This is a genomic window from Streptomyces sp. CO7, from assembly GCF_053474865.1.
Genome location: NZ_JBRIOU010000230.1, coordinates 1 through 1621, shown reverse-complemented (window position 1 = coordinate 1621; position 1621 = coordinate 1). Strand labels below are relative to the sequence as shown.

Genomic DNA, 1621 nt, shown 5'->3' with positions numbered 1-1621 from the left:
CCCACCGCCAGCGCGGGGTGCCCGTTGCGGCGGGCGTCGGACAGCCGCTCCACCAGCAGCAGCCCGGCACCCTCGCCCCACCCCGGGCCGTCGGCGGTGGCGGCGAAGGCCTTGCACCGGCCGTCCGGGGACAGGCCGCGCTGCCGGCTGAACTCGACGAAGAGGCCCGGGGTGGCGATGACGGTGGCGCCGCCGGCGAGGGCGAGGTCGCACTCGCCCTGCCGCAGCGACTGCACGGCGAGGTGCAGGGCCACCAGCGAGGACGAGCAGGCGGTGTCCACGGTCACCGCCGGTCCTTCGAGGCCGAAGGTGTAGGAGAGCCGCCCCGAGGCGACCGACCCGGCGCTGCCGGTCCCGATGTAGCCCTCGAGCCCTTCCGGGGCCTTGCGGATGCGCCCGCCGTAGTCGCCGTACATGACACCCGCGAAGACGCCGGTACGGGACCCGCGCAGGGAGGACGGGGCGATGCCCGCCGCCTCGAACGTCTCCCAGGCCGTCTCCAGCAGCAGCCGCTGCTGCGGGTCGACGGCGAGCGCCTCGCGAGGGCTGATGCCGAAGAAGCCCGGGTCGAAGCGGTCGGCGTCGTGCAGGAAGCCGCCCTCCCTGGCGTACGTCCTGCCGGTGCGGCCGGGGTCCGGGTCGTACAGGCCGGCCGTGTCCCAGCCCCGGTTCTCGGGGAAGGGCGAGACGGCGTCCGTGCCGGACTCGGCGATCCGCCACAGGTCCTCGGGCGAGCGGACGCCTCCTGGGTAACGGCACGCCATGCCGACGACGGCTATCGGCTCGTGGCGCTCGGCCTCGACCCGGGACAGCCGCTCCTTGGTCTGCAGAAGGTCGTTCGTCACGCGCTTGAGGTAGTCGCGAAGCCTGTCCTCGTTCGACATACGACGTCAACTCTCCTTGTCACAAAGAGGCATGGGTGGTCACGCGGGCGGTGCGGCTCACTCGGCGCCGAGCTGGCCGTCGATCAGGTCGAACAGTTCGTCGTCGGAGACCTGGTCCAGCCGGGGCGCCTCGGGCGCGGCGTCGGCGGGTCCCCCGGCGGCGCCGCCGGCGGTCATCCGTTCCAGCACCGCGGTGAGGCGGGCGACGGCCCTCTCGCGCGCCTCCGTGCCGAGGGCGGTGTCCTGGGTGAAGGCGGCCTCCAGGTCGCCGATCCTGGCGAGCACGGTGGCGGCGCCGCCGGGCAGCAGGTCGGTCAGCTCGTCCAGCAGGTGGGTGGCCAGGGCGCCGGCCGTCGGCTGGTCGAACAGGAGGGTGGTGGGCAGACGCAGTCCTGTCTCGGCGCCCAGCCGGTTGCGCAGCTCGACGGCGGTCAGTGAGTCGAACCCGAGGTCGAGCAGCCCGCGGTCGGCCGGCACGGGCCGGTTCGGCGCGTGACCGAGGACCTCGGCGATCGTCGCCCGGACCAGGTCCAGGACCAGACGGGGCCGGTCGTCGGGAGCGGCCTCGGCGAGTTTGCGCGCCCACGGCGGGGTGCTGCCCTCGTCGCGGGCGGCCGGGCCGTCCGCCCGGGGTGCCGCCCTGCGGGCCGGGGGTCTGACGAGGCCCCGCAGCAGCGGTGGGACGCGCTCCGGGTCGGTCGTACCGCGCAGGGCCGTCAGGTCGAGGCGGGCGGGGA

At 75.1% G+C, this 1621-nt stretch carries 2 protein-coding genes; both read right to left on the bottom strand.

What is annotated here, in order from left to right; genetic code table 11:
- Positions 1–884: beta-ketoacyl synthase N-terminal-like domain-containing protein (locus tag ACOV8S_RS33015; protein ID WP_448322361.1), on the bottom strand; the 884-nt coding region annotated here is incomplete at its 3' end.
- A 57-nt stretch (positions 885–941) separates the two neighbouring features.
- Positions 942–1621, bottom strand: a 680-nt coding sequence (locus tag ACOV8S_RS33010) for an acyl carrier protein (protein WP_448322359.1), incomplete at its 5' end; no start/stop codon positions are given.